This window comes from Corynebacterium sp. CNJ-954, assembly GCF_001942345.1.
Lineage (GTDB): Bacteria > Actinomycetota > Actinomycetes > Mycobacteriales > Mycobacteriaceae > Corynebacterium.
In genome coordinates this window covers 1-26639 of the sequence record NZ_MKKI01000044.1, presented here as the reverse complement: position 1 = coordinate 26639, position 26639 = coordinate 1, and the positions used below count along the sequence as shown (strand labels likewise).

The following is a 26639-nucleotide window of genomic DNA, read 5'->3' as shown; positions in this document are numbered from 1 at the left end:
CGAGGGAAAGGCCACGGAGCTTTGTCCGACAACTCCTCCCGCCGCGATGCGGCACTCAAGAATCTCGACAAGGAACTGAAGTCGCGGTCCCGCCGCGAGAAGATGCGGCCCCTCGGCGTCACACTGGCCACCCTGGTCGTCCTCGTCGGCCTGGTCGGTGGAATCTGGTTCGCAGCCACCCGTGGCAGCGACGACTCCGAGAATCTCGCGGACGACGCTCCCAACGGGGAGACCACGGCTGCCGAGGAGCCCCAGGGCCCCCAGGACTGCGCCTACACCGAGTCCGGTGAGGCCGCCAAACAGGCCTCGGCCCCCGACGCCGACAACCTCCGTGAGGACGGCACCTCGGACGTCACCCTGGCGACGAACAAGGGCGACATCGGCGTCACGGTGGACTACGCCCAGGCTCCGTGTGCCGCCAACAACTTCGAGAACCTCGCCTCACAGGACTACTTCAACGACACCGTCTGCCACCGCGTGGTCGTCAATGACGGCATGAAGATCCTGCAGTGCGGTGACCCTTCCGGCGACGGTGCCGGCGGACCAGGCTACACCTTCCCCGACGAGTACCCCGTCTGGAACGAGGACGGTGAGAAGGTCGAGGACGAGGGCCTCTACAAGCGCGGCGTGCTGGCCATGGCCAACGGCGGCGAGAACACCAACGGGTCGCAGTTCTTCCTCGTCGACGACGAGACCCAGCTGCCCAACGACTACACGATCTTCGGAACGATCTCCGAGGACGGTCTGTCCACCCTGGACTCCATCATCGAGGAGAACGAGGGCGAGAACCAGGACAACAACGGCGACGGCGCACCGGTCGACGAGGTCCGGATTGAGACCGCCACGGTCGACGCCTGACCCGTCACATCTGCCCGGGGCCCCGGGACTCCGTGAGACCCCCGGTCTGTGTCGGTCGCCGGGAGTCCGGACCGACCTGGAGTTGGGGTCTCAGCCGCCCGTCGTGACGCGGTAGACGTCGTAGACGCCCTCCACATTGCGCAGCTGGTTCATCAGGTAGCCCAGCTGCTTGGTGTCGGAGACCTCGAAAGTGAACCGGCACATCGCCACCCGGTCCTCGGCGACGTGGGTACTCGTCGCGATGATCGGTACCTTCTGCTCGCTGACCACCCGGGTGACCTCGCTGAGCAGGCCGGTGCGGTCCAGACCCTCGATCTGCAGGGTGACCACGAACACCGCGTCGCGTACGTCCGAGGCCCAGGACACGTCGATGAGTCTGTCGGGCTCTGAATGCAGCTTCTCGGCGTTGGTGCAGTCGGTGCGGTGCACCGACACCCCGCCCCCCTTGGTGATGAAGCCGAAGATCTCGTCGCCGGGCACCGGTGTACAGCACTTGGCCAGTTTCGCCGAGAAATCCGAGTTGCCCTGCACCAGCACGCCCGATCCGTCGCCCCGCCCGGACTGCACCGACTGCTGGGGGGTGGTGCGGCGCACCGTGGGCGCGGGGGCGACCGGCGAATCGTCCTCGTCCGCGTCCCCCTGGTAGATGTCCTGCAGCATGTGTACGACATGCCCGGCGGTGACGCCCCCCTTGCCGATCGCGTCGTAGAGGTCGTCCACCGAATCGCGTGACAACTGCGTCGCCACCGTCCGCAGGGCCGATGCCGTCACGAGCCGCTGCAACGGGATGCCGGTTCGTTGCGCCTCCGCGGCCAGCGCGTCCTTCCCTTTCTCCAGGGTCTCCTCGCGACGCTCCTTGTTGAACCACGTGCGGATCCTGTTGCGTGCCCGGGGCGACACCACGAACTTCTCCCAGTCCTTCGAGGGACCGGCGGTCGCGTCCTTCGAGGTGAAGATCTCGACCTTGTCCCCCGTCTTCAACGGGGACTCCAGTGCGACCAGCTTGCCGTTGACTTTCGCACCGATGCAGCGGTGCCCGACCTCCGTGTGCACCGCATAGGCGAAGTCCACCGGCGTGGCGTCGGTGGGGAGCGTCACCGCGTCGCCACGGGGGGTGAAGACGAAGATCTGGTTGGTCGACAGGTCGTAGCGCAGGGAATCCAGGAACTCGTTGGGGTCGGCGGCCTCCTTCTGCCAGTCCAGCAGCTGCCGCATCCAGGCCATCTGGTCGACCTCGGCGGCATCGCCCTTGTGGGAGCCCTTGGTCTCCTTGTAGCGCCAGTGCGCCGCGATGCCGTACTCGGCCTGGTAGTGCATCTCATGGGTGCGGATCTGCACCTCGAGTACCTTCGCGTCCGGACCGATCACCGTGGTGTGCAGCGACCGGTAGACGTCGAAACGGGGCTGGGAGATGTAGTCCTTGAATCGGCCGGGCATCGGCTGGTACTGGGAATGCACGGCACCGACCGCCGCATAGCAGTCCCGGATCTCGTCGACGAGGATCCGGATACCCACCAGGTCGAAGATCTCGTCGAAGTCGCGGCCGCGGACGATCATCTTCTGGTAGATCGACCAGTAGTGCTTCGGACGCCCCACGACCTCGGCGGTGATGTGCGATTCACGCAGCGTGGACTGGATCTCGTTGATGACCTTGGCAAGGTACTGGTCGCGCTTCGGGGCACGGTCGGCGACGAGACGGACGATCTCCTCGTACTTCTTCGGGTACAGGATCGCGAAGGACAGGTCCTCGAGCTCCCACTTGATCGTCGCCATACCCAGACGGTGAGCGAGCGGGGCGATGACCTCCAGGGTCTGCCGGGCCTTCTTCGCCTGCTTCTCGGGCGGCAGGAAACGCATCGTGCGCATGTTGTGCAGACGGTCGGCGACCTTGATCACCAGGACACGGGGGTCATGGGCCATGGCGACGATCATCTTGCGGATGGTCTCCGCCTCGGCCGCCGAACCGAGGGCGACCTTGTCCAGTTTGGTGACCCCGTCGACCAGCAGAGTGACCTCGGCGCCGAAGTCCCGGGTGAGGTCATCCAGTGAGTAGTCGGTGTCCTCCACCGTGTCGTGCAGGAGTGCCGCCACCAGTGTGGTGGTGTCCATGCCGATCTCCGCCGCGATGGTCGCGACCGCCAACGGGTGGGTGATGTACGGTTCCCCGGACTTGCGTTGGACGCCGGCATGCAGCCGCTCAGCCGTCGTGTACGCCTGATTCAGGATCTCGACGTCCGCCTTCGGGTGGTAACGCCGGTGCACGGCGATCAATGGGCCGAGGACCGGATTGATCTTGCTCTTGCCGGTGAGGCTGCGCGCAATACGCGCGGCCATCCACAGCGAGTTCTTCTCGTTCGTCATGCCTCACCGTTTCCCTACTGTGTGCAGCGTGTGAACGACAAGCCTACTGTCCGCGGGAAACCACGTACAACGGAAGGTCCCCCAAACGTTTCGCTCCCTCAAGTTCCTGCACTTCCAGGGCGACGGCGACACCGACGACATGCGCTCCCGCAGTCTCCAGGAGAGCCCGTGCGGCCACCAGGGTACCGCCGGTGGCCAGCACGTCGTCGACGAGCAGGACCCGACGCTCATGGAGATCAAGCCCCTCGGAGGGGATCTCCAGAGCGGCGGTGCCGTACTCCAGGTCGTACTCCTGCCGGATCACCGGCGGCGGCAACTTCCCCGCCTTGCGGAGCGCCAGGACACCGACCCCGAGCTCCAGTGCCACAGCGGATCCCAGGAGAAACCCCCGGGCGTCCAGACCTGCGACGACGTCGACGTCGAGGGCGCGACAGACCTCCGCCATCTCGGTCACGATCGTCCGGAACGCCTCACCGTCCGCCAGCACCGGTGTGAGGTCCTGGAACATGATGCCGTCACTCGGGAAATCCGGCACGAACCGGGTTCTTGCCGCCAGCGCCGACCTGGCGTCGGGGTACGTGCTCATGGTGTGTCCTCTGCAGTAGTCGCGGACGGTGCGGTGGATGTCGGGAAGTCCGGGGAGACCCACCGGTCCATGTTCCAGCTCATGCCGGTCTCCCCCGGGTTGTCGACGACGTTGGACAGCCCGCGGTCCACGGCGACGGACCGCGGCTCAGCAGTCAGCGGCACGGTGGAGGTGGCGTCTGCCAGGGCGTTCTCCGCGTCACGGAGCTGCCTGACCGTCGCTGTCCCGGACGCTCCGGACGACGCGGGGAACGACACCTCGGGGTTCTGCCCGAAACCGGACCGGGTCTCCAGGCGGACGTCGTAGTCGGAGCCGAGTTCTCCGAAGTCGTCGACGCTCAACGGCACCGGCTCCACGGTCACGTCGGCGGCGGCGCATGAGTCGACCAGCGTGTCCACCATCGCGGCGTACCGGGCAACGTCGGCGAAGTATCCGACACGGATCGTCGATCCGCCGAGCCTGTCCGAGGTCGGTGCGGTGTCGGTGTTGTTGTTGCGTGCCGCCACGTCCCCGAGGTTCTCGCCTGCCTGTGCCCCGGGGGCGATCGTGCGGAACGGGGCCTCGTCGACGGCGATACCTGACTCCGACTCGACGGCCTGCGCCATCGCACGGCGGTCGACGCACCTCGCGAAGGCCTGCCGGTTCTCACGTGTCTCGAAGATCCCGGAGTCAGCGAGGGTCAGGCTGTCCACGCGCGTCCCGGAGTCCCGGGTGACGGCGAAACGTCCCGAGACATCGTCGGCGTCAGACAGGTCGGGGGCAGTTTCATCGGCTCCCGCCCGGATCCCCTCGTCGTCTCCGTCGGACGGGCTGTCGGACGGCTCCGTCGTCCCGGTGTCCGACGGGGTTCCCGATGAGCTCGAGGTGTCGCCCGCTGCAGAGGTGTCGGACGGGACGGCGAGTCCGGCTGAGACCGGATCGGTCTCCGGCGGCACGTCGGCGACGTACAACTGGTAGTCGGCGGCGAGTTGTTCGAAGTCCGGTCCGTCGATCCCGGCGCCCGGACCCGACCACATCACGACCTCGTCCAGACCGGGACGCACGCCCGCCCACTCCGGGTTGACGGTCAGGACCAGCGATCCGTCCTCCCCACGCGAGGACACCCGGAACGGTCCGTAGGTGGGTACCTCCGCGGGGTCTGTCTCAGCCACGGTGAACGTGGACGACCATGCCTGCCCGAGAGCGGCCAGCTGCTCGGAGTTACCCGAGTCGATCGCCTCCACGACATTGTCCACCCCGGCACGTTGGCCGACCGTGTGTGAGGGAAGAACTTCACCCACGCTGAAGAGCTCCCGGTAGCGGCTCCCCATCCCCCGGTCGAACTCGATACTGAAGTCACGGTCACCGGCGTCACAGTTGATGTCCTTCACCCGTTCGGTCAGACCGAGGTCCGACGAGAACAGATCGGGGTACTTGGCGGCGACCCAGGTCAACAGAAAATCGTCACACACCACCGGGGCACCGTCCGAGTACGTGGCCGACTCGCTGATGCGGTAGTCGACGATGTCACCGTTGTCCGGCGACGGCGTCGCGGTGACCAGGTCGGTGTTCGGCAGCAGCCGGCCGTCGGGACCGGTCAGGTAGGCGCCCGGGTAGAGGCGTGCGGACACCTTCGCCGCATCGGTCGCCGCTCCGAGCGTACTCGCGGCGTTCAGGGTGACGATCGGGCGTGGGAGGGCGTACCCGAACAGGGGGTCGGCCGCGTCCTCCACGCCGTCGTCAGAAGTGCAGGCGGCAACCCCGAAAATGAGTGCCGCCGCTGTGAGCAAGACCGCCGGACGGCGGAATCGAAGCGTCATCGTTCCTGACTTCCTCTACATGCCGGGCCGCCAGGTGCGGCCCCTGTCCTCGCCGTTTACGCCGCTGTTCTCATTGTCAGAACCCCGGGTGCGCGGAGGCAGTGTCACGGTCCGTCGCTGAGCAGCGTCGGTGTCGTTCCCGGACTCCGTCGCACCGTTCTCCGCCGGGGCCTCCTGCTCCTCGGCAGCCGCCGGCACGTGCCCTCTGTCGGTGGCGAGTTCGCGGGCACGGGCCACCTTCCGGTCGTGCTCGACCATCTTCTTCTGTCGGCTCTTCAGGGTGACGAGCAGTGGCGCGGAGAAGTAGATCGAACTGAACGTTCCGGCGATCACGCCGACGAACTGCACCAGCGCCAGGTCCTTGAGGGTGCCGACACCCATCAGCCAGACAGCCACGACGAGCAGCGACGCGATGGGGACCACCGAGAACAGTGACGTGTTCAGGGATCTCATCACGGTCTGGTTGATCGCGAGATTGACCTGTTCACCGTAGGTCGACCGTGTCGAACTCAACACGTCCTGGGTGTTCTCGTGGACCTTGTCGAACACGATCACCGTGTCGTACAGGGAGTACGCCAGGATCGTCAACAGACCGATGATCGTGGCCGGCGACACCTCGAAACCGATCAGTGAGTAGATTCCGGCGACGAAGATGCCGTCCAACAACAGGGTGACGATCGCGGAGATCGCCATGTCCCGCTCCATACGGATCGTGATGTACACGAACACGACCGCCAGGAACACCAGCATGCCGATCACCATGCGTTGGGTGACGGACTGACCCCAGGACTCGGAGACGGTCGAGTCACTGATGGCGTCGGGGCTGGGTTTCCCCGTCTGATCGGCCGGCTGGAATTCGTCGTAGAGGGCCACACGGGCTTCCCGGATCTGGTCGTCCGACAAACGCTCCGAGGCGACCTCGATGTTCTGGCTGTTGCCGGTTCCCACCGTCTGCACCGACTGCGGGGTGACCCCCGTAGCGTCCTCGATCACCTGGGTGACCGATGTCTCGGTCGCTCCCTCCGCCGGAGGCATCGTCAGTTTGGTGCCACCCTCGAGGTCGATTCCCAGGGTGAATCCCTTCAGCGCGATGACCAGGAAACACAGCAGGGTCAACAGCGCGTAGATCCAGTACCAACGGCGGCGTTTGGCCACGAAGGCGAAGTTGCTTTCGCCGTTGTACATCTTCTCGAAGAAGCCGGCGGGCTTGGATTCGGTCGTCGCGTTCATGCTCACTGGTCCTTTCCGGTGTCAGTGGTGGACGAGATGCCGCCCTGGGGGTCGCTCTCCGGCAAAGAACCTGCCGTCGCATGTTCGTCGGCACGACGACGCTCCGCGGAGCGGAAGGCCGAGCGCAGGCCGTTGAGTCTGGGGGAGGCGAACTTCTCCGAACGGGACATCAGGATCACCAACGGCGCCGTGACCAGGAAGGCGATGACCACGTCGAAGACGGTGGACAGGCCCAGCGTGAAGGCGAAGCCCTTGACGTCGCCCACGGCCACGAAGTACAGCACCAGCGAAGCGACGATCGACACGACGTTACCGGTGATGATCGTCGTACGGGCCCGCTTCCACGCGCGCGGAACCGCGGACCGGAAACTGTGTCCCTGCTGGATGACGTCCTTTATTCGTTCGAAGTAGACGACGAACGAGTCCGCGGTGGTACCGATGCCGATGATCAGTCCGGCGATACCGGCCAGATCCAGGCTGTAGTCGATCCACCGGCCGAGCAGGATCAACGCCCCGTAGATCAGCAGCCCCGAAGCCACCAGTGAGAACACCGCGACCACGCCGAAGCCCCGGTAGTAGATCAGTGACCAGATCGCCACGAGAATCAGACCGACGAGACCGGCGATCAGCCCGGCCTGGAGCGAGGCGCTACCCATCGTCGGCGAGATGGTTTCGGCCGTACCGCCCTGTTCACCGTTTTCACCGGTGAAACTCAACGGCAGGGCACCGTAGCGCAGGTTGTTGGCGAGATCGGAGGCTTCACTCTCGGTGAAGTCGCCGGTGATCTCGGAATCGCGTCCGGGAGGCGTCGGCGACTGCATCACCGGAGCGGAGAGCACCTGGCTGTCCAGGGTGATCGCCACCTGCTTCTGTGCGTACTCCTGGCCGATACGCTGCCAGGTCTCGCCGCCGGGAGTCGCCTCCCCCGTCTTGAAGCGGAAGGTGATCTTGATCTGGCCGGACTCGGAATCGAGGCCGCCGAAGATCTGGGAGTCGGTGTCGATCATGTCGCCGGTCAGGCGCGTACCGTTCTCCTCATCCTCCTGGCCGTTCAGCAGCGGCGCCGGTTCCAGAAGGATCGGCTGCCCTTCGCTGCAACTGACCAGGGGACGGGCCGGATCATCCGCACCTGCGAGCGGGTCGACACCGTCGGAACAGGTCATCAGGAACGACGCCGCGATCTGGGTGTTGGTGTCCTCGGACTGCCGGTCGTCGCGGAGCACGTCGGTGGTCTCCTGGCGACGGTCGGCCTCCTCGATCGAGTTGGCCGGCTCCGCGGGTTCCTTCGCGCTGACACTGAGGCCGTCGCCGGAGGTCTCCATACCCATCTGTTCCAGCGTGGCGGCGGCGTCCTCCAGCTTCCCGTTGGCCTCGTCGGCGGTGAGGATGCCTGTGCTCACCCACCGGTCGGCCATCTTCGTCAGGACGTCCTCAAGACCGTCCTCCGGCATCCCGCCCTCCATGACCGGGCGGAACAGCAGCTGCGAGGTCTGGCCCAGCGTCCGGGCTTCTGAGGAATCCTCGCCGGGGACGCTGATGACAAGCGTGTCGCCGTCGGAGACGACCTGTGCACCGCTGACACCCATACCGTTGACGCGGTTCTCCAGAATCCGGCGGGCCTGGTTGAGCTGGTCGCTGGTGGGTTGCTCTCCCTGGGGAACCAGCGTGACGCGCGTGCCTCCCTGGAGGTCGATGCCCAGCTTCGGCGTGGGACTCTTGTCTCCGGTGAGGAAAACGAGGCCGTAGATGATGACCACGACGGCGATGAAGAGCAGAAGCGCCTTCTTCGGCCACGTTCTGGCCCGCGCGGCCGTTGAGCCCTGTGAACTCACTCGAGTTACTCCTGAAGTCTCGGGGATGTCGGCGATGTAGGCATGAGAAAAGAACCACCGCCGTGTCGACGAATGAGTCTAGACCCTCTGTCTGGCAACGAGGGTCCCGGCGGTGCCCTGTGGGGATGAAAATGCTGGGGACGGGGACGCCGCGGCGTCAGGACTTCGGCGTGTCCCCGGAGTCAGGACGGCCTGTTTCTCCGCGGTCTTCGCTGTCCCGCTCGTCACGAGGCTCTCCTGTCTTGTCCTCGAACGGTGCGACGGTGTCGAAGTCCTCGAAAGTGGAGCTGTCGACCTGATCTGCGGTGTCGCCGCTCGCCTGGCCGTCGTCCCCTGCCTCGTCAGGGGTTTCCACGAGCTTCATGACGGCGCTGCGGTCCCAGGTCGTCGTGACACCGGGCGCCAGCTCCACATCGACCGTGGTGGTACCCACCTCGGCGATACGTGCGTGGATACCGGAGGTCATCTGGACGATCATCCCCGGCTCAAGTTGCGACTGGAACGACTTGATCTCGTTGATCTGCTTGGACTGCTTACGCATCGACATGACCGGCAGACCCAGGAAGACCACGACGATGAGAATGAGAAGGAAAATTTCCATGTCGCCAGTCTGCCATACTGGGGTTTTGTCACCTATCAGCCGGTTGCTCGAGGCCGAGATGCCGCCAGGCCGCAGGTGTCGCGGTCCGTCCACGTGGCGTCCTGGACACCATTCCCGCCCTCACGAGGTAGGGTTCGCACACTTCCTCGACGGTGGAAGGTTCCTCCCCCACCGCGACTGCCAGAGTGTTGACGCCCACCGGACCTCCGTTGTGACCCCGGACCAGGGCGTCGAGGACAGCACGGTCGAGGCGGTCAAGACCGAGTTCGTCCACGTCGAAGATCTCCAGCGCCGATCGCGCGACCTCCACCGTGATGATGCCGTCGCCCTCGACCTCCGCGTAGTCCCGGACGCGCCTGAGCAGCCGGTTGGCGATACGCGGTGTCCCCCGGGAACGGGACGCGATCTCAACCGCTGCATCATCGGTGACCGTCACCCCGAGGATCCCGGCGGCACGCGTCACAACCCGGGTGAGGTCAGGAGTGTCGTAGAACTCCATCTGTGCGGTGAACCCGAACCGGTCGCGCAGCGGCCCCGTGAGCATCCCTGCCCTCGTGGTCGCGCCGACAAGCGTGAACTGCGGCAGTTCGATGGGGATCGACGTGGCTCCGGGACCCTTACCGACAATGACGTCGATACGGAAGTCCTCCATCGCCATGTAGAGCATCTCCTCGGCCGGGCGGGCCATCCGGTGGATCTCGTCGATGAACAGGACGTCACCCTCGATGAGGTTGGACAGCATCGCCGCCAGGTCGCCGGCACGTTCCAGGGCAGGCCCCGAGGTCATCCTGACCGAAGAACCGAGCTCCTGGGCGATGATCATGGCCATGGTCGTCTTGCCGAGCCCCGGGGGGCCTGCCAGCAGGACGTGGTCCGGTGCGACGCCGCGTGCCTTGGCACCTCCGAGAACGAGATCAAGCTGACTGCGGACCTTGGGTTGGCCGATGAACTCCCGGAGCGACCGGGGCCGGAGCGACAACTCCGCGTCGCCCTCCCCTGGCTGCGGCGACGGCGAGAGGTCACCTCCGGGGAGGCCCTGCGACGGCGCTGGCGGCGTGGGACCGGTATCGAATTCAGTGCGCTCGATATCACTCATGGTGTCGTGCCTTTCCCGCCGCTACCGTCGCCCACCGAGTCGCGCCAGCGCCTGGCGCAGCACCGAGGCCGTGTCGAGACCAGCGGTATCCCCCAGCTCAAGCAGGACCTTGTCCGCGTCACGCTCAGGAAAGCCGAGTCCCGTCAGGGCTTCGACGACCTGCCGGGTCGATTCGCTGTGGGCAGGAGTCGCCTGTCCGTCCTCCTGCGTGGTGCCCCCGCCCACCAGGGCGTCAGCGAATCCGTCGAGCTTACCCTTGAGGTCGACAGCCATTCTCTCGGCGAGCCTCTTACCGACGCCGGGCGCACGCTGAAGGGCTTTGACGTCCCCGTCCGCCACAGCACGGGACAGGTCCGCGGGGCTCAGCACGGACATCACGCCCATCGCCAGCCGGGCACCGACGCCGGACACCGACTGGAGCAGTCCGAACACCTCGCGTGAGGCGGCGTCCGGGAAAGCGAACAGTGTCTGGGAATCCTCGCGCACCACCATCGTGGTGAGCACGAACACCTCCTCGCCGCGCGGGAGTGTGGCCAAGGTCGGAGCGGTCGCCTGGCACAGGTAGCCGACACCGGCGCACTCGATCACGACAGAATCCAGTCCCTTGTCGATGACGGTGCCTCTCAACGAAGCAATCACAGTGAACCTTTCCTCTCTGAGACCAGCGTAGAAAACGGGGAGCGCCAGCAGTGACACACCGCCAGGGCCAACGCGTCCGCCGCGTCCGCCGGTTTCGGCGGTTCCGACAACCCGAGGATACGGGTGATCATGTTCGTCATCTGGCGCTTGTCTGCCCGGCCGTTCCCGGACACGGCCTTCTTCACTTCACTGGGGGTGTACTGGTGCACGGGAAGGTCGCGACGCGCCGCACTGAGCATCAGCACCCCGACCGCATGTGCGGTGTTCATCACGGTGGACACATTGCCACGTTCGAAGACCCGTTCAATGGCGACGACATCCGGGCGGTAGTCGTCCATCCAGGTCTCCACGGCATCCGACAGGCGGCGCAGGCGCAACGGAAGAGGCTCCTCGGCCGGAGTCCGCACGACCCCCACCGCCACCGGAACGACCGAACGTCCCTGGCCGGAACGCACCACAGACAGGCCGCACCGGGTGAGGCCCGGATCGATGCCCATCACCAGGGAGTTGTCGGCCTGAAATCGTCCTGTCACTCTCCGGTGCCTCCTCGCACTGTCGTCCCCTGCGTGTGTCGCACGCATATCCGCAGAGCATGAACATAGCACACATGTGCGAAAGATGAGGCGTGCCCCACCGGTCGTGGATCTCCGGGACTTAGCACTTATGTATCCGGTTCGGGTATCGTCATCTCTCGATGACACCTCTGAAAATATACCGGACCACCGCAATCATCGAAGCCGTGACCTGGGGACTTCTCATCCTCGGAATGGTTCTCAAGTACACCGGGGTCACCGAGGCGGGCGTCTCCGCCGCCGGCCCAGTCCACGGCCTCGCATTCCTGGCCTTCGTCGTCGTGACGATCCTGGTGTGGATGAACAACCGGTGGAGTGTGGGACAGGGACTGCTCGGACTGTTCTCCGCGGTGATCCCCTTCGCCACCGTCCCCTTCGAGCAGGCCGTCGCACGGCGCGGTGGCCTGGACGGTGCCTGGCGCACCGACGCCGGTACCGACGCACCGGTGAGCGACCGGATCCTCGCGGTACTCGTCGGCCGTCCTTATGCGTCAGCCGGGGCGCTCGCCGTCGTGGTCCTCGTTGTCTTCGGCGCCCTCCTGATTGTCGGCCCGCCGTTCGGCTGAGCCTTCACCGGGGGCATCCGGTCAGGCGTCGAGCTCCGCCAGCACCTCGTCTGACACATCCATGTTGGTGAAGACGTCCTGGACATCGTCCGATTCCTCGAGGGCGTCGATGAGACGGAAGATCTTCTTGGCGCCGTCCGCGTCCAGGGGAACTTCGACATCGGCACGGTAGTCGGGGTCGGCGGAATCGTACTCGATACCGTTCTCGTCCAACGCCTCGCGCACCTTGGTCAGGTCAGAGAGCTCGCAGACAACCTCAAACTTCTCCCCGAGGTCGTTGACTTCCTCGGCTCCGGCGTCCAGTACCGCCATGAGAAGGTCATCCTCGGTGTTGCCACCCTTGTCCAGGATGACCACACCCTTACGGTTGAACAGGTAGGACACCGAACCCGCATCCGCCATGTTGCCGCCGTTCTTGTTCATCGCGGTGCGGACATCCGTCGTCGCCCGGTTACGGTTGTCGGTGAGACACTCGATGAGGACCGCGACACCGTTAGGCCCGTAGCCCTCGTAGACGATGGTCTCCCAGTCGGCGCCACCGGCCTCCTCACCGGAACCGCGCTTACGGGCGCGTTCGATGTTGTCGTTGGGCACCGAGGCCTTCTTGGCCTTCTTGATCATGTCGTCGAGGGTCGGGTTGGCGGAGGGATCCCCGCCACCGGTCCGGGCCGCCACCTCAATGTACTTGATCAGCTTGGCGAATTCCTTGCCGCGCTTGGCGTCATTCGCAGCTTTCTTGTGCTTGGTTGTCGCCCATTTCGAGTGGCCGCTCATCGTCTACCTGATCTCCCTTGGTCGGGTGCTTGACGAACCCATGATAGTGCACCGGGACGATGCGCCGCGCCACCGCACCGCATCAGCCCGGATTTACACGCTGTTCCGCGACCATGCGGAGGAAGTAACGGTGCAGCCGGTCATCGCCGGTGAGCTCCGGATGGAAGGACAACCCCATCACCGCGCCCTGTCTCACGGCCACCACCGCGCCGTGCGCCGGACCACCGTCGCTGACACGTGACAGGACCTGTACCCCCGGACCGACCTCTTCGACCCAGGGGGCACGGATGAACACCGCATGAACAGGAGCGTCCTCCCCGGTCCGTGTCCCCTCGTCCGGGGAGCCTGTGACACCGTCGACACTGAGGTCGGCCTCGAAGGAGTCGACCTGTCGTCCGAAAGCGTTGCGACGCACGGTGACGTCGAGCGCTCCCAGACTGTGTGCGTCCGACCTGGTGTCGAGGACCGTGGTGGCAAGCAGAATCAGCCCGGCACAGGTTCCGTAGCACGGCAGACCGGCGTCGATGAGGGTGCGGAGCGGCTCCAGCATGCCCCCGAGTTCGAGGAGCTTGGACATCGTGGTGGACTCACCGCCGGGGAAGACGAGACCGTCCAGTCCCTCCAGGTGCTCCGGTCTGCGCACCAGCCGGGTCTGCGCACCACACCGCTCGAGCATCCTGACGTGTTCGACGACGCCTCCCTGCAGGGCGAGGACTCCGATCAACGGGCCGGCGTCCACCTACTGCCCCTGCAGATCCGTCTTGATGGGGACCGACTGCTTCCCCTCCGCCAACGTCCTGGTCAACCCCTCCTGGGTCACCGATGCGACCAGGTCTCCACTCTGGTTGAAGATCCTGCCCGTCGTCAGCGCGCGGCCCCCGTGGGCGGACGGTGACGACTGGTCGTAGAGCAGCCATTCATCTGCCCGGAACGGACGCATGAACCACATGGCGTGGTCGAGCGACGCCTCCTGCACCGGCTCGTCCTTGTGCGGGACCAGCGCCGAACCCAGGAGGGTCATGTCCGACATGTAGGCCAGCGTGCAGATATGGAACTTCTCGTCATCAGGCAACGGGACCTTGGACTTGAACCACACCACCTGCTGTGACGCCGCTCCGGGACTCTGCTCCCACATGTCCGGCGGGACGATCCGGATGTCCCAGTCCTCCCAGTCCTTCGCGAAAGCGCGTCCGAGCGGACGGCCCCGGCCACCTTCCGGATCGATCTCGTCGGGCGCCGGGACGCGACGGACCATGTCGGAGTGCTCCGGGCCTTCGTCGTCCCGGATGTGGAAACTCGCCTGCATGATGAACAGCGTCCGACCGTCCTGCACGGCACGCACCGACCGCACGCGGAACGAGCGCCCGTTGCGGACCTCGTCAACGAGGTACACCGTCGGGCGGTCCGAGTTCCCCGGGCCGACGAAGTAACCGTGCAGGGAATGCACCCGGTACTCCGTCCCCACGGTCCTGGTCGCCGCGACCAGGGACTGGGCTGCGACCTGTCCGCCGAATGTCCGGGACAGCGCCGACGGAATCACCTGACCACGGAAGATCCCCGGTTCAATCTGCTCCAGGTCAAGAACGTCGGTGATGCGGGGTCGACGACCGTGGGTCGCCTGCCCCTCGAGACCGGAGGACATCTACCAGCCCCGCTCTGCCAGACGGTGCGGCTCGGGGATCTCGTCGACGTTGAGCCCCACCATGGCCTCACCGAGGCCCCGGGACACCGAAGCGACCGTGGCGGCGTCCTCGTAGTTCAGTGTCGCCTGGACGATGGCGCGTGCACGCTTCTCCGGGTCGCCGGACTTGAAGATCCCCGAGCCCACGAAGACGCCCTCCGCGCCCAGCTGCATCATCATCGCGGCATCAGCCGGCGTGGCGATTCCGCCCGCGGTGAACAGAACCACCGGGAGCTTGCCGTTCTCGGCAACCTCACGGACCAGCTCGTAGGGGGCCTGGAGTTCCTTGGCCGCGACGTAGAGTTCGTCGGGTGCCATGGAGGTCAGGCGGTTGATCTCGGCACGGATCGTGCGCATGTGGGTCACCGCATTGGAGACGTCACCGGTGCCGGCCTCGCCCTTGGACCTGATCATCGCAGCACCCTCGTTGATGCGTCGGAGCGCCTCGCCCAGGTTCGTCGCGCCGCAGACGAAAGGCACGGTGAAGTCGAACTTGTCGATGTGGTTCGAGTAGTCCGCAGGAGTGAGGACCTCCGACTCGTCGATGAAGTCGACACCGAGGCTCTCCAGCACCTGTGCCTCGACGAAGTGGCCGATGCGGGCCTTCGCCATGACCGGAATGGTCACGGCCTCGATGATGCCCTCGATCATGTCAGGGTCGGACATACGGGACACGCCGCCTTCGGCACGGATGTCGGCAGGCACACGTTCGAGAGCCATCACGGCGGTCGCGCCAGCGTCCTCGGCGATCTTCGCCTGCTCAGGAGTGACCACGTCCATGATCACTCCCCCCTTGAGCATGTCCGCGAGACCGCGCTTCACGCGACCGGTTCCCCTGGCGCCGACGGCGTCGGCACTGTTCTGCGTCATCATGACCTCTGATTCTCGAGTGACCTCGGTAGCCTAATGGTGATCAACGCGCATTCTACCGGTGATGACAGACCATGCGGTCCACAGGGTCGGCGCTGCCGGTCAGACCGTGCCGTCGCCTACCGACATCGCCTCATAGAAGGCCGGTAACGGGGCGGAACCGGCCAGGCGGAACGCCCGGACCACCGGGCGTTTTCGCAGGTCGCGCGTGTCGCCCACGGCATCGTTGTAGAAGCGTGCCGCGATGTCCACCTTGACCGACGCCTCGACGAACGCCGGATTGGTCACGTCCTCGTCGCGCAGCTGACGCAGGAGGAGGTTCTCAGCGTCGGAGCGGGCGTCCATGTCCGATGCCTTCAGCGCGACGGCGGTGGTACGCCCCGCCGCACGGACGAGGTCCGGATGGATCGCGGACACGACTGCAGAACGGGCCTGAAGCGCCCCCTCCAGACTGAGCCGCGCCGCATCGGTGCGGATATGCAGCCGGTTGAGACGGGACGCCGTCAACGACAGCCACAGTCCCAGCAACGCGGCGACCGCCACGACAATGACCAGAAGCAGCGCCCACAGGGGAATCATGATCGCCGTACCTTTCGTCCGTCGGTGGCCACGGCCTCGTAGACACGCTCCACCTGAGTGGTCACGCGGTCCCAGTCGAAGTCGCGGCTGCGCTCGTGGCCTCGCTTCACGAGCAGCTCACGGGCATCGCTGTCCGTGAGCACGGTGGTCACCGCCCGCGCCAGTTCCCGCCGGGAGCCGTTGGAGAACAGGCGGCCCGCGTAGCCGTGATCTGTCACCGCCGCGAAGGCGGGGATGTCGCTAGCGACGACAGCCGTCCCCGCAGCCATTGCTTCCACCAGCACGATCCCGAAACTCTCACCGCCGGTGTTCGGTGCGACGTAGACGTCCGACGCGGCCAGGGCCGCAGCCTTGTCGGCCTCGCTGAGTCGTCCCAGGAGTCGGACGGTGGCGTCCGACTCCCCGACGCCCTCCACGTAGCTCACTCCGGCTTTCCGCAGAGACTGGATGAGTTCCCCGGTGTCGCCGCCACCGACGACGACCACCTCGACATCAGGGATGTCCCGGACAATCGCGGGCAGCGCTCGCATGAGCAGCGGGAACCCCTTCCGTGACTCCGTGAACCTGCCGAGGAACATGATCCGGGGCCGCGTGGGGTCAAGCGCCGGCATCGGGTCCGCCTCACGGTAGGTCGCCGTGTCGACGCCGTTGGGAATCAGCACCGGGTCCCCCGACAGCATCTCGACCTGCCACCGCCGTGCCTCCTCCGACACCGCGATCCCTCCCTGGATACGTTCCAGGAAGGGCCGGAGCACCGGAAGGAAGATCCGCAGGATCAGCGACTCACTCGCTGACGCGTGGTAGGTCGCCACGATGGGTCCGTCAGCCTTGGCCAGGGTGATCATCGAGTAACTCGGGGAGTTCGGCTCGTGGATGTGGACCACGTCAAAATCATGGCGGTCGATCCAGTCGCCGAGATGACGCCATGTCGACGGGCCGAAGGCGAGCCGCGCGACAGAACCGTTGTAGGGAATCGGAATCGCGCCACCGCCCAGTTCCACGAAATCCGGGACGTCGGCATCCTCACCCCCGGGCCCGATCAGGCTCACCTCGTGTCCCCGACGGATCAGTTCCGTGCACAGGTCGAGTGCGTGGATCTGCACGCCCCCGGGCTCATCGAACGAGTACGGGCAGACCATACCGATCTTCATCAGGCGTCCGCCTCGGGCCGCACATCGTCAGCGCCTGGAGAGTCCAGTCCCAGACGTTGACGCCGTGACGCCGACAGGTCGGAGAACCACAGGGGCTGGAGCATGTGCCAGTCGGCCGGTGCAGCGGCGATGTTGCGTGCGAAGACATCAGCCTGCTGCTGGACGATGTCCGCCAACGGCACGCTGGTGTCCAGCTCCTCACTGATACTCGACACCCACCCGCCGTCCACGTACGACGAGTGGTAGACCATCAGGGCCGCCCCGGTCTCCTGTGCCAGGCGTGCCGCCCCGGCGGGCATCGATGTGCGCTCCCCGAAGAACGACACCTCGACCCCCCGACCAGACAGGTCGCGCTCGCCGAGCAGGCACACGATCCCACCGTCGTCGAGTACCTCCCGGAGACGTGCGAAGGGCGGTGCCTCACCGCCGGACAGTGCCAGCACCTCGAATCCGAGTGATTCACGGTACTCGACGAACGCCTCGAACAGGCTCTCTGGTTTGAGCCGTTCAGCCACCGTCGCGAACTGACCGAAGTAGTCGACGAGCCACACACCCGCCATGTCCCAGTTGCCCGAATGCGGCAGGCTCAGGACGACTCCCCTGCCGCGGCCGATGGCGTCATCGAGGCGCCGGACATCGGGGGCCCCGAAGCCGGAGTGGACCTGTGCCGCCAGCTCCGGTCCTGCGATACTCGGCAACTGAAAAGCTTCCCGCCAGTACCGCATGTACGAACGCATCGAGTCACGGACAAGCTCGCGGGTGACGTTCGCGTCACCGACGACCCGACCGAGGTTCGCACGCAGCTGCTCCAGACCACGGCCATCGTCCGAGACCTTGTCCGCCACCCAGGTGAACAGCCGGTCCGCGACCGGCGTCGGAAGGCGTCGTGTCAGCGCCCACCCAGCCCGGTAACCGAAGGAACTCAGTCGTTCGGCAAGAGTGCTCGAATCATTCATGGGTCCTGCTTTCCTCACTGTCGGTGTCAGCGGTGCTGTCGTCGTCGTCATCGTCGTCATCGTCGCCGAAGCTCTTGGCCCCCGTGGGCGGAGCGATACGTTCTGACGCGGCATCCGAGCGGGAGACGATCACGAGACGTTCGAACACGGTGTAGACCGATCCTGCGGCGAGGAGGATGAGCCCGGCGCCCAGAATGTAGGGCACGCCGAGCCCGGACAGTCCGAGGGAGACCAGACCGATGATCAGTCTCTCAGGACGTTCGATCAGTCCACCGTCGACCTTGATCTGCGAGGCCTCGGCGCGTGCCTTGACGTAGGAGGTGACCTGGCTGGCGATCATGATCACCAACGCTGCCGCGAAAAGCCCCTTGTACGGTTCATGGGAATGCTGGAAAGCCATCCACCAGGCAATCGCCCCGAAAAGCACACCGTCGGTGATCCGGTCACACGTGGCGTCGAGGGTGGCGCCGAACCTCGTGCCACCACCGAGCATCCGCGCCATCGTGCCGTCGATCATGTCGGTCGCCACAGTGATGCCCAACAGAATTCCGGCGAGGAAATGATGTCCCGTCGGAATCAGCGTCACGGCCAGAACCACAGCAACCGCGGTGGAGGTGACCGTCACAGCGTTGGGGGTGACGCCCCAGTTAACCAACCGTCGGGCGATCGGCTCGATGACGACCGCCGCCGGCCGGCGTCCACGAACGCTCAACATGTCACAGGTCTCCTTGCCGTGCTTTCTGACTTCATCTTCGCCGATATTCTCTCAGTTCCGTGTCAGTCGAGCTGTTGCCACGCCGTGGCGAGGAGCTCGCGGGTCTCCCCGAGGAGCTGAATGAGCACCTTGGAGCCCGACAGAACCGTCATGAAACTGGTGTCGCCCTGCCACCGGGGCACGATGTGCTGGTGAAGGTGGCCCGGTACCGACCCTCCGGACGCCCGTCCGAGATTCATCCCGACATTCAGGGCGTCCGGCCCGGAGACAGTACGCAGGACACGGATGGCCTTCTTCGTGAAGTCCGCCAGCTCCCGGGTCTCCGTGTCCGTGAGGTCCTCGTACGACGCCACCTTGCGGTACGGCAGCACCATCATGTGCCCAGGGTTGTAGGGGTAGAGGTTCAGTATGCAGAACACCTCGTCCCCGCGGGCGACGATCAGGGCGTCCTCGTCCGACTTCCCGGGCAGCGAGGAGAACGGGTCGTCAGGATCCGCGGACTCACGGTCCCCGTCGTCACCACCTGCGCCCTGCTCCCCGAGATACGCGGACCGGTACGGTGCCCACAGTCGGGCTAAACCGTCCGGTGCGCCGTCAGCTGAGCTCGCCAATGTTCTCTCCACTCGGCTGCTCATTGCGCCGACCACGGACCCAGTCGGTGATGATACGGACCGCCTCCGCACGCGGCACGCCGTTGACCTGGCTACCGTCCAGGAACCGGAAGCTGACGGCACCTGCCTCGACATCACGTCCGCCGGCCAGCAGCATGAAGGGAACCTTGCCGGTGGTGTGGTTCCGGATCTTCTTCTGCATACGGTCATCAGAGGTGTCCACGGCAGCTCGGATACCCTGGCTCCGCAGGTCGGCCGTGATGTCCTCCAGATAGCTGACGAACTCGTCGGCGACAGGGATTCCGGTGACCTGGTGCGGAGCCAACCAGGCGGGGAACGCACCGGCATAGTGCTCGAGCAGGACACCGAAGAACCGCTCGATCGAGCCGAAGAGGGCGCGGTGCACCATGATCGGCTGCTTCTTGGTGCCGTCGGAGGCGGTGTACTCGAGGTTGAACCGTTCCGGCATGTTGAAGTCCAGCTGCACGGTGGACATCTGCCAGGTCCGTCCGATGGCGTCCCGCGCCTGCACCGAGATCTTCGGACCGTAGAATGCTGCACCTTCCGGATCCGGGACCAGCTCGAGGCCGGACTGGGTGGCCACCCGACGCAGCGTCTCGGTGGAGCGTTCCCAGATCTCGTCCGACCCCACGGACTTCTTCGGGTCCCGGGTCGAGAGTTCGAGGTAGAAGTCGTCCAGACCGTAGTCCCGCAGCAGGGAGATCACGAACTCGAGCACGGTGGTCAGCTCCTCCTCGAGCTGGTCCTCCGTGCAGTAGATGTGCGCGTCATCCTGGGTGAAACCACGGGCCCGCGTCAGCCCCTGGATCACCCCGGACTTCTCGTAGCGGTACACGGTGCCGAACTCGAACAACCGCAGCGGCAGCTCGCGGTAGGACCTGCCGCGTGAGTCGAAGACCAGGTTGTGCATCGGGCAGTTCATGGGTTTGAGGTAGTAGTCCTGCGGCTGCTTGGTGCAGTTGCCGTCCTCGTCCCATTCACCGTCGGCCTGCATCGGCGGGAACATCGCGTCCTTGTAGAAGCCCAGGTGGCCCGACCGTTCGTACAGGTCACCCTTCGTGATGTGCGGAGTGTTGACGAACGAGTACCCGGCCTCGATGTGCCTGCGGCGCGAATGCTCCTCCATCTCCAGACGGACGATGCCTCCGTCCGGGTGGAAGACGGGGAGACCCGAACCGAGGTCGTCCGGGAAACTGAACAAGTCGAGCTCCTGGCCGAGACGGCGGTGGTCACGCTTCTCTGCCTCCGCCAGCATGTGCTGGTACTCCTCGAGGGCCTCCTTGGACTCCCAGGCCGTCCCGTAGATCCGTTGCAGGTCCTCGCGGGACTGGTCGCCACGCCAGTACGCCGCTGACGACCGCGTGAGCGCGAAGGCGGGGATGTAGCGCGTCGTCGGGATGTGCGGGCCACGGCACAGGTCAGACCACTCCACCTCGCTGGTACGCGGGTTGACGTTGTCGTAGGCGGTGAGCTCACCTGCCCCGACCTCGGTGGCTTCGTCCGAATCCGGGTCGACGTTGCCCTTGTCCTGGATGAGCTCGAGTTTGAACGGCTCGGCGGCAAGCTCCTCAGCCGCGACATCGGCCGATTCATAGACACGGCGCTCGAAACGCTGCCCTGACTTGATGATCTTCTTCATACGCTTCTCGAGCGTCTTGAGGTCCTCCGGGGTGAACGGCTCATCGACCTGGAAGTCGTAGTAGAACCCGTTCTCGATCGCGGGGCCGATGCCGAGCTTCGTCCCGGGGAACTCCTTCTGGACCGCCTGTGCCAGGACATGGGCACAGGAGTGCCGGATCACGGCGCGACCATCCGCGGTGTTTGCGGCGACAGCAGTGACCTCGGTATCGGTCTCCGGAACGAAAGCCAGGTCCCTCAGGACCCCGCCGGTGTCCTTGACGCAGACGATGGCGTCGGTCCCCTTGTTCGGCAGTTCCAACGGACGCATGGCGGCCCCCGCCGATTCTCCGGCGGGGACGGTGAACGTCACAGACGCCTTCACGGCGGATTCCTGTGCGGCGTCCAGTGCTGATTCACTCACGGGTGGTGTGCTCCTTACACGGCAGATGATGACGGTCACATACCTGGTGACAGTCAGAAGTCGAGCACTACCTTACCTGCCGCCACAGGTCTTGCGGCCACCCGGTCCGGACCAGGTTCAGGAGTTCCGGGGCTCGTCGTCCCCCGGCTCGCCCGATTCGCCGGACGACCCCGAAGACATCGACCGGAAACGGGCGATCGCCACGACGAGGGCTCCCAGGACGACGATCACGCCGGCAATGCCGAGTGCGGGCCCTGCCCAGGACGGCATACCGGTGTCATCGTCGGTTTCGGCTGTCCCCTGAGATGACCCGGACCCGGAGGCGCCACCGTCTGAGTCGAGAGTGAAGACGTAGCTGCCACGGGTGGCGTGACCGTCAGACGAGGTGATCTGGTAGCCGACGGTGTATTCACCGTCGGACATCTCCACGTCTCCGGGGATGTCCAATGTGAGGGTGCGCCCGTCGATCGTGGGTTCGCCGGTCACCAGCACCTCACCGTCACGTGAGAGGGCGACGGTGTTGAAGTCGTCCCGTGGAATACCGGAGAACTCGAGTTCAACGGAGCCGGGGGCCTCACTGACGGTGGTGTCCTGTTCGGGAGTCGATCCGACCATCGCGTCGTGGGCGGCGGCTTCCGGGAGGCCGGGAGTAGGTCCCGCCCCGACAACGACCGGCGCGGCCGCCAGGGCAAGGGCGACTGCTGGTGCGGCAATCAGACCGACGCCGCGCGTACCCGGTAGTGAGGATTGTCGGGACGGACGGTGGGACGGCAGACGGAACATTGACGGTCCTTTCCTTCGACTGACACCGGGGAAGATATGTCCACAGGTGTAGAGCACCCATCCTAACTGCACTTCCACGTGAAAGACCCCTGGTGTGACGCACTACCCCGGACACGTCAAAAGCCCCCGACCGACAGTGCGTGACACTGCCTGACAGGGGCCTTGAATGTGGTCCCAGCTGGGGCTAATTTTCGACGGTTCCGATTACCCATCTTGACCTCGGCTAACACCCTGTTTGTACTGCTGATACTCATGCTACCGTAGTGTCAAGAGAGGCCACAATGGGACAGTTAATTACATCAGTATTGCACCGTTGTTGCATCACTCAGTCAGCAGGTAGCAGGGCACAGAGAACAGGGGCCAGATGGGCAGACCAGTCAAGAGGACGCGGCGAGCATGGGGGCGAGTTCGTAAGTCGGGGCGAGGACAGGTTAAGCGGTTCCAAGCGTCGTACATCGGCCCGGATTCTGCGTTGCACGCGGCACCGGAGACGTTCCCCACGGAACTGGATGCAGACGGGTGGCTATCCAGTGAGCGCAGGCTGATTGATCGGGGTGACTGGACTCCCCCGGCTGAGCGGGAGGCGGAAGCCCAAGCGGCAACGGAGCGCGCTGGGTTGACGGTGCGTGACCTGTCCGACCGATGGTTGAGCAATGGACACTTGAAGGAGTCCACGGCTCAGAGTCACGGCAGGATGATGGATTGGCGGGTGCTGTCCACGTCCCTTGCCGATGAACCCGTGGTGCAGGTTTCCCGCTCCCGTATCACTGAGTGGTGGGCAGAGGTGCAGGAACGGTGGCCGGATACCGCCCCCACTAACTCCTACGCCTACAAGCGGTTGCGAACCTGCTTCCAGTTCGCGGTAGACGCGGAGATAATCGGCGTGAACCCAGTCAACGTGAAAGGTGCCGGGGTACCACCACGGCCTAAGACGCGGGACCACGACCTCATCACCCTTCAGCAAGCCCGTGCCATGGCGGACGGGGTCAATGAGCGGTTCAAGGCACCCGTGGAGGTCCTGCTGTGGTGCGGTTTACGTATCGGCGAGTTGCTGGAGTTGCGGCGGAAGGATGTTCGTGGGCTTTCGGAGGACGGGACGTTGACGTTGCGTATCCGTCGCAATGTGCAGCGGATGAAGGACATGGAGACGGGCAAGCAGGTGATGGTCCCGTTCGGCACCCCTAAGACGGACGCGGCGAACCGGGATGTTGTGGTGCCGTCGGCGGTGGCGGCGAACCTACGAGAACATTGCCGTAAGCACGTCGCGCCGGGTGCTGAGTCGCTGATCGTGACGACGGAGAAGGGCAAGCGGATAATGGACACTACTTTCCGGTCGGCGCTGAAGCGAGGGACTCGGGTAGCCGGTCGTGAAGACGTCACCCCGCATGATTGCCGACGGTTCTACGCCACGACGATGGTGTCCAATGGGGTGAATGTTGAGGATGTGCGGCGGCTCATGGGTCACGAAACTGTAGATCAAGTGATGGAGTACATGCGGTCTGCATCGGGATACGAGAAGGACGCGGCGGAGGTGCTTTCGCGGGTGATGAACTCGGTTGCACCCAGCGCGACCGGGGACCAGGACGACCAGGACGACCAGGACGGCGACGATGAATGACGACGACAAACGCAGAGTGTCGATTCCCTTTCTGGATGATATGGGGGTGGACAATGAGCGTGCCCGATATTGGCGTGAGCACTTCCCCGATGGTGACGGCGAGTGTCCAGAGGATTGGGGGGAACTCGGTGGTGCGAGCGTGCAGTTCATACGAGTGTGTCGGGACCCGGAGCGGCAGCGGGTGGTGGGGACGTTCGTGTTGTTCTGGAAAGGTGGAAAGCCCTTTCGTGCCGGGGTGGTCTACCCATTGAAGGGCAAGCCTTCTATCCCGTTTGAGCGGACGATGTACGAATCAACGGACTGGTGGGCCGACGGTCGTACCCAGGGGTCAACGCCACCGTCGGAGTTGTTTTCAGGTGGCGGGTGGGGTGGTGAGGTTCTACGGACTGGCAGGCGACGGCCTGGGGTTGAGTTTGTGCCGTCCGGCGACGGCGATCACCGGTGGCGATTCCCTGGGGCGAACGGCGAGTTCAAGGTTCGGTGGTCATTGTTGGCACCGGCGTTGTTCCGTCTCAGGTCTGCAGGGCATCAGCGAGTTTCGGTGCTGCTAGTGCAAGGTGCCGTGCAGCATATGGGGCGAGAGTAGACACGTAGGGCGAGTTCTGGCCTATACTGGCCTCCAGATGATCGGACCTTCGACCGATCACCGTGTAGGACCTTTCCCCGTCGGTAGCCTAATCGCCTGCAGTAGCCCGCAGGCTGTTCGGCATATCTTGTGCCGGGAATGGACTACCACCATGGCAAACACAATGGGCAAGCGCAGAGAGGCGCTAAAGGCTCAGGTTGAACGCCGTCGATACGAGACGATGACTCAGGCTGCAGAGCGGACGCAGTTGTCCGTGCGCAGTATCCGGCGTTACATCGCCGAAGGAAAGTTGACTGGTTACAGAGTCGGACAGCGGACTATCCGCCTTGACCCCGATGAAGTAGACGCGCTATTCACTCCTACGACAAAGTGGTCGGGGGTGGCGTGAATGTTCCCCGAACAGGACGAAACCCCCACCGGCAGGGCAGCGAGTGGGGGGCTAACAGGGCAGACGGGGAGATCGTCTGAACCTGACTATATCACCCCCACAACGGACGTTCCCACTGCTGAGCAGTGGTCACAGATGGACGCTCACAATGAGAGAGCGTTGCTGTGGTGCCTCATGCACTGCAGGTACGCCGATGTACTCCACTTTTGCGAGGACCAGGACCCCCGCGCGCTGTACGCAGAACCACGTCGGGTGGCACTGCGAGCACTGGTGACCGTTGCACGGCGAGAAGTTGAGGACGGGCACGGAGACGCTACCGTTGTTCACCACTCGGTGAACGCGGAAGTCATGGACTACGACGGGCCGGAGACGCTGGAGGCTCTAGCGGAGATTCGCCGGACGACACCCTACGGAGCGAACACATGGACCATCCCTGACTTGTGGCAGGCGGTGAAACGTGCCCGACTGTTCCGGGCGCTGGACTCGGCAGGCCGTGACCTGATCGGCACGGCGGAGACGCGGGACCCATCCCGGTTCGCGGAGACGCTACGCCGGTTGGAATACCTCCCCAGGTTGGCAGCGGCGACAGGCATCGGTGATGACGGCGACGATGAACGGAGGACGGCATGAACAACCTAGATCAACTGGAGTTCATGGGCACCCCCGAAGCCCTCGGCCCTGGGCGCGCATCAGAGCCGTTGAACAATACCCCGGCACCCCGTGGCACCCGTGAGAGCGTCAGAGCATCCCACGGGCCGGACACCCCGGTTGCCGAAGCGGTAGCGGCAGCGCGCCGGGCAAGCATCCCGGACGACCTACCGAACGGGCCGGAGAAGATCGTGTTCACTCACTCCCAAACCACCCGGAAGGTCTGGCAGGCGGCGAGGTCGAGACTCGGTTCACCGTGGGCCGTCCTCGGTTGCGTTATCGCCCGCACCGTCGCGGCAACAGGTCCCCATGTCCAACTTCCCCCACTGGTCGGTGGGCACATGTCGTTGAATCTTCTGGTGGGGCTGGTGGGTGACCCCGGTGGCGGCAAGGGCACGGCGGAGGCAATTGCTGACAGCCTGTTCACCGTCGAGGACGACCGGGGCAACCCCGTGGAGGTTCCCGAACTTCCCCTCGGTTCCGGTGAAGGTATCGCCGAACTGTTCACCCGGCGCGACTTCCCCGGCGACGGAGAGCCGGTATCCCTTACTCCAGACCGGGTGTTGTTCCGGGTGCCTGAGATTGACTCGCTGAGCGCGTCAGCGTCACGGCGAGAGGCCACGATTCTGCCCACGCTGAGACAGGCGTTCATGGGCGAGCCGTTAGGCCATACCGGCGCGACCTCGGCGACGACACGTAACGTTGCGGCTCACACCTACCGGTTATGTGTCGTGATGGGGATACAGCCTCGGCGGGCCGGTGGATTGCTCAGGGATGCAGACGGAGGCACCCCACAGCGGGTGTTGTGGTTGCCGGTGAGTGACCCCGGCGCGCCTGACACCCCACCCGGTGGCCCCGGACAGACCGCTATCCGCTTGCCCCTTGGTGCCAGGGCACACAATGGGGTTGCCCCGCTGGTGATGACCCTTCCCCCGGAGGTTGCACTGCAAGTGCAGTCCAACCGGCTACGGAGGCTGAGAGGTGATGCTGTCGTGGGGTTGGACGGGCACCTGTTGTTGACCCGTGAGAAGGTCGCAGCAGCATTGGCGCTCATGGACTCCAGAGCGGCTATCTCGG

At 65.0% G+C, this 26639-nt stretch carries 26 protein-coding genes; 6 read left to right on the top strand and 20 right to left on the bottom strand.

Going from position 1 to position 26639, the window contains the following annotated elements; genetic code table 11:
• Window positions 1-21 precede the first annotated feature (21 nt).
• Window positions 22-858, top strand: a complete 837-nt coding sequence (locus BJF89_RS15260; RefSeq protein WP_255372691.1) for a peptidylprolyl isomerase — start codon at window positions 22-24, stop codon at window positions 856-858.
• A 90-nt stretch (window positions 859-948) separates the two neighbouring features.
• Here the strand turns inward: BJF89_RS15260 and BJF89_RS15255 are convergent, their stop codons facing one another.
• The 9 genes from BJF89_RS15255 to ruvC form a co-directional block, all read right to left on the bottom strand.
• Window positions 949-3219: a bifunctional (p)ppGpp synthetase/guanosine-3',5'-bis(diphosphate) 3'-pyrophosphohydrolase gene (locus BJF89_RS15255; protein ID WP_075815946.1), complete on the bottom strand. Its 2271-nt coding sequence runs from the start codon at window positions 3217-3219 to the stop codon at window positions 949-951.
• Window positions 3220-3262: 43 nt separating this feature from the next.
• Complete coding sequence (locus BJF89_RS15250; RefSeq protein WP_075815945.1) at window positions 3263-3805, bottom strand: adenine phosphoribosyltransferase; 543 nt, start codon at window positions 3803-3805, stop codon at window positions 3263-3265.
• Window positions 3802-5604, bottom strand: coding sequence for a hypothetical protein (locus BJF89_RS15245; RefSeq protein WP_075815944.1), 1803 nt, complete (start codon window positions 5602-5604; stop codon window positions 3802-3804). Before BJF89_RS15245 ends, BJF89_RS15250 begins: the two co-directional genes overlap by 4 nt.
• Before the next feature lie 15 nt (window positions 5605-5619).
• Entirely contained in the window at window positions 5620-6834 is a 1215-nt protein-coding gene (gene secF, locus BJF89_RS15240) for a protein translocase subunit SecF (RefSeq protein ID WP_075815943.1), read from the bottom strand.
• A gap of 2 nt (window positions 6835-6836) precedes the next feature.
• Window positions 6837-8666 (bottom strand): protein translocase subunit SecD, encoded by a 1830-nt coding sequence (gene secD, locus BJF89_RS15235; protein ID WP_075815942.1) that lies wholly within the window; start codon window positions 8664-8666, stop codon window positions 6837-6839.
• A gap of 157 nt (window positions 8667-8823) precedes the next feature.
• The gene (yajC, locus tag BJF89_RS15230; RefSeq protein WP_075815941.1) at window positions 8824-9267 is read right to left on the bottom strand and encodes a preprotein translocase subunit YajC; all 444 of its coding nucleotides are present in this window, start codon (window positions 9265-9267) and stop codon (window positions 8824-8826) included.
• A 28-nt stretch (window positions 9268-9295) separates the two neighbouring features.
• Complete coding sequence (gene ruvB, locus BJF89_RS15225) at window positions 9296-10363, bottom strand: Holliday junction branch migration DNA helicase RuvB (protein ID WP_075815940.1); 1068 nt, start codon at window positions 10361-10363, stop codon at window positions 9296-9298.
• A 21-nt stretch (window positions 10364-10384) separates the two neighbouring features.
• Window positions 10385-11002, bottom strand: coding sequence for a Holliday junction branch migration protein RuvA (ruvA, locus tag BJF89_RS15220; protein WP_075815939.1), 618 nt, complete (start codon window positions 11000-11002; stop codon window positions 10385-10387).
• Window positions 10999-11499 carry a crossover junction endodeoxyribonuclease RuvC gene (gene ruvC, locus BJF89_RS15215; RefSeq protein ID WP_075816098.1) on the bottom strand — a complete coding sequence of 167 codons (501 nt, stop codon included), beginning with the start codon at window positions 11497-11499 and terminating at the stop codon, window positions 10999-11001. The genes ruvA and ruvC overlap by 4 nt, the downstream gene beginning before the upstream one ends.
• 197 nt (window positions 11500-11696) lie before the next feature.
• Here ruvC and BJF89_RS15210 point away from each other — a divergent pair, with 197 nt between their 5' ends.
• Window positions 11697-12140, top strand: a complete 444-nt coding sequence (locus BJF89_RS15210) for a DUF3817 domain-containing protein (RefSeq protein WP_075815938.1) — start codon at window positions 11697-11699, stop codon at window positions 12138-12140.
• 21 nt (window positions 12141-12161) lie between these two features.
• Here BJF89_RS15210 and BJF89_RS15205 read toward each other — a convergent pair whose 3' ends face one another.
• The 11 genes from BJF89_RS15205 to BJF89_RS15155 form a co-directional block, all read right to left on the bottom strand.
• Window positions 12162-12914 (bottom strand): YebC/PmpR family DNA-binding transcriptional regulator, encoded by a 753-nt coding sequence (locus tag BJF89_RS15205; RefSeq protein ID WP_075815937.1) that lies wholly within the window; start codon window positions 12912-12914, stop codon window positions 12162-12164.
• An 82-nt stretch (window positions 12915-12996) separates the two neighbouring features.
• A complete protein-coding gene (pdxT, locus tag BJF89_RS15200) occupies window positions 12997-13653 on the bottom strand; it encodes a pyridoxal 5'-phosphate synthase glutaminase subunit PdxT (protein ID WP_139312119.1) in 657 nt (218 codons plus the stop codon).
• Window positions 13654-14556, bottom strand: a complete 903-nt coding sequence (locus BJF89_RS15195; RefSeq protein WP_083650913.1) for an acyl-CoA thioesterase II — start codon at window positions 14554-14556, stop codon at window positions 13654-13656.
• Complete coding sequence (pdxS, locus tag BJF89_RS15190) at window positions 14557-15465, bottom strand: pyridoxal 5'-phosphate synthase lyase subunit PdxS (RefSeq protein ID WP_075816095.1); 909 nt, start codon at window positions 15463-15465, stop codon at window positions 14557-14559.
• A gap of 102 nt (window positions 15466-15567) precedes the next feature.
• Complete coding sequence (locus BJF89_RS15185) at window positions 15568-16044, bottom strand: hypothetical protein (protein WP_075815936.1); 477 nt, start codon at window positions 16042-16044, stop codon at window positions 15568-15570.
• The gene (locus BJF89_RS15180; RefSeq protein ID WP_075815935.1) at window positions 16041-17195 is read right to left on the bottom strand and encodes a glycosyltransferase family 4 protein; all 1155 of its coding nucleotides are present in this window, start codon (window positions 17193-17195) and stop codon (window positions 16041-16043) included. The genes BJF89_RS15185 and BJF89_RS15180 overlap by 4 nt, the downstream gene beginning before the upstream one ends.
• Entirely contained in the window at window positions 17195-18151 is a 957-nt protein-coding gene (locus tag BJF89_RS15175; protein WP_075815934.1) for a phosphatidylinositol mannoside acyltransferase, read from the bottom strand. Before BJF89_RS15175 ends, BJF89_RS15180 begins: the two co-directional genes overlap by 1 nt.
• Window positions 18144-18866: a phosphatidylinositol phosphate synthase gene (pgsA, locus tag BJF89_RS15170; RefSeq protein ID WP_075815933.1), complete on the bottom strand. Its 723-nt coding sequence runs from the start codon at window positions 18864-18866 to the stop codon at window positions 18144-18146. The genes BJF89_RS15175 and pgsA overlap by 8 nt, the downstream gene beginning before the upstream one ends.
• A 62-nt stretch (window positions 18867-18928) precedes the next feature.
• On the bottom strand, window positions 18929-19501 hold the full coding sequence (locus BJF89_RS15165) for an HIT domain-containing protein (RefSeq protein ID WP_075815932.1): 573 nt from the start codon (window positions 19499-19501) through the stop codon (window positions 18929-18931).
• Window positions 19461-21539 carry a threonine--tRNA ligase gene (thrS, locus tag BJF89_RS15160; protein WP_075815931.1) on the bottom strand — a complete coding sequence of 693 codons (2079 nt, stop codon included), beginning with the start codon at window positions 21537-21539 and terminating at the stop codon, window positions 19461-19463. Before thrS ends, BJF89_RS15165 begins: the two co-directional genes overlap by 41 nt.
• 117 nt (window positions 21540-21656) lie before the next feature.
• Window positions 21657-22322: a copper resistance CopC family protein gene (locus BJF89_RS15155; RefSeq protein WP_083650910.1), complete on the bottom strand. Its 666-nt coding sequence runs from the start codon at window positions 22320-22322 to the stop codon at window positions 21657-21659.
• 709 nt (window positions 22323-23031) lie between these two features.
• Here BJF89_RS15155 and BJF89_RS15150 point away from each other — a divergent pair.
• The 4 genes from BJF89_RS15150 to BJF89_RS15130 form a co-directional block, all read left to right on the top strand.
• Window positions 23032-23940, top strand: coding sequence for a site-specific integrase (locus tag BJF89_RS15150; RefSeq protein WP_158026088.1), 909 nt, complete (start codon window positions 23032-23034; stop codon window positions 23938-23940).
• A gap of 623 nt (window positions 23941-24563) precedes the next feature.
• Window positions 24564-24914 (top strand): helix-turn-helix domain-containing protein, encoded by a 351-nt coding sequence (locus BJF89_RS20075; RefSeq protein WP_369803745.1) that lies wholly within the window; start codon window positions 24564-24566, stop codon window positions 24912-24914.
• 135 nt (window positions 24915-25049) lie between these two features.
• Window positions 25050-25544, top strand: a complete 495-nt coding sequence (locus BJF89_RS15135) for a hypothetical protein (RefSeq protein WP_139312117.1) — start codon at window positions 25050-25052, stop codon at window positions 25542-25544.
• On the top strand, window positions 25541-26639 hold a 1099-nt coding region (locus BJF89_RS15130), incomplete at its 3' end, for a hypothetical protein (protein WP_075815926.1). The genes BJF89_RS15135 and BJF89_RS15130, both read left to right, overlap by 4 nt.

What these genes read in the sequence shown, in the direction of transcription:
- BJF89_RS15135 (WP_139312117.1), top strand. Translation starts at nt 25,050, where the DNA reads ATGGACGCTCACAATGAGAGAGCGTTGCTGTGGTGCCTCATGCACTGC.
- BJF89_RS15210 (WP_075815938.1), top strand. Translation starts at nt 11,697, where the DNA reads ATGACACCTCTGAAAATATACCGGACCACCGCAATCATCGAAGCCGTG.
- ruvB (WP_075815940.1), bottom strand. Translation starts at nt 10,363, where the DNA reads ATGAGTGATATCGAGCGCACTGAATTCGATACCGGTCCCACGCCGCCA.
- BJF89_RS15245 (WP_075815944.1), bottom strand. Translation starts at nt 5,604, where the DNA reads ATGACGCTTCGATTCCGCCGTCCGGCGGTCTTGCTCACAGCGGCGGCA.
- BJF89_RS15185 (WP_075815936.1), bottom strand. Translation starts at nt 16,044, where the DNA reads ATGATTCCCCTGTGGGCGCTGCTTCTGGTCATTGTCGTGGCGGTCGCC.
- BJF89_RS15165 (WP_075815932.1), bottom strand. Translation starts at nt 19,501, where the DNA reads ATGAGCAGCCGAGTGGAGAGAACATTGGCGAGCTCAGCTGACGGCGCA.
- pgsA (WP_075815933.1), bottom strand. Translation starts at nt 18,866, where the DNA reads ATGTTGAGCGTTCGTGGACGCCGGCCGGCGGCGGTCGTCATCGAGCCG.
- BJF89_RS15255 (WP_075815946.1), bottom strand. Translation starts at nt 3,219, where the DNA reads ATGACGAACGAGAAGAACTCGCTGTGGATGGCCGCGCGTATTGCGCGC.
- BJF89_RS20075 (WP_369803745.1), top strand. Translation starts at nt 24,564, where the DNA reads ATGATCGGACCTTCGACCGATCACCGTGTAGGACCTTTCCCCGTCGGT.
- BJF89_RS15175 (WP_075815934.1), bottom strand. Translation starts at nt 18,151, where the DNA reads ATGAATGATTCGAGCACTCTTGCCGAACGACTGAGTTCCTTCGGTTAC.
- pdxS (WP_075816095.1), bottom strand. Translation starts at nt 15,465, where the DNA reads ATGACGCAGAACAGTGCCGACGCCGTCGGCGCCAGGGGAACCGGTCGC.
- ruvC (WP_075816098.1), bottom strand. Translation starts at nt 11,499, where the DNA reads ATGGGCATCGATCCGGGCCTCACCCGGTGCGGCCTGTCTGTGGTGCGT.
- BJF89_RS15250 (WP_075815945.1), bottom strand. Translation starts at nt 3,805, where the DNA reads ATGAGCACGTACCCCGACGCCAGGTCGGCGCTGGCGGCAAGAACCCGG.
- yajC (WP_075815941.1), bottom strand. Translation starts at nt 9,267, where the DNA reads ATGGAAATTTTCCTTCTCATTCTCATCGTCGTGGTCTTCCTGGGTCTG.
- BJF89_RS15180 (WP_075815935.1), bottom strand. Translation starts at nt 17,195, where the DNA reads ATGAAGATCGGTATGGTCTGCCCGTACTCGTTCGATGAGCCCGGGGGC.
- BJF89_RS15205 (WP_075815937.1), bottom strand. Translation starts at nt 12,914, where the DNA reads ATGAGCGGCCACTCGAAATGGGCGACAACCAAGCACAAGAAAGCTGCG.
- BJF89_RS15195 (WP_083650913.1), bottom strand. Translation starts at nt 14,556, where the DNA reads ATGTCCTCCGGTCTCGAGGGGCAGGCGACCCACGGTCGTCGACCCCGC.
- BJF89_RS15155 (WP_083650910.1), bottom strand. Translation starts at nt 22,322, where the DNA reads ATGTTCCGTCTGCCGTCCCACCGTCCGTCCCGACAATCCTCACTACCG.
- secF (WP_075815943.1), bottom strand. Translation starts at nt 6,834, where the DNA reads ATGAACGCGACGACCGAATCCAAGCCCGCCGGCTTCTTCGAGAAGATG.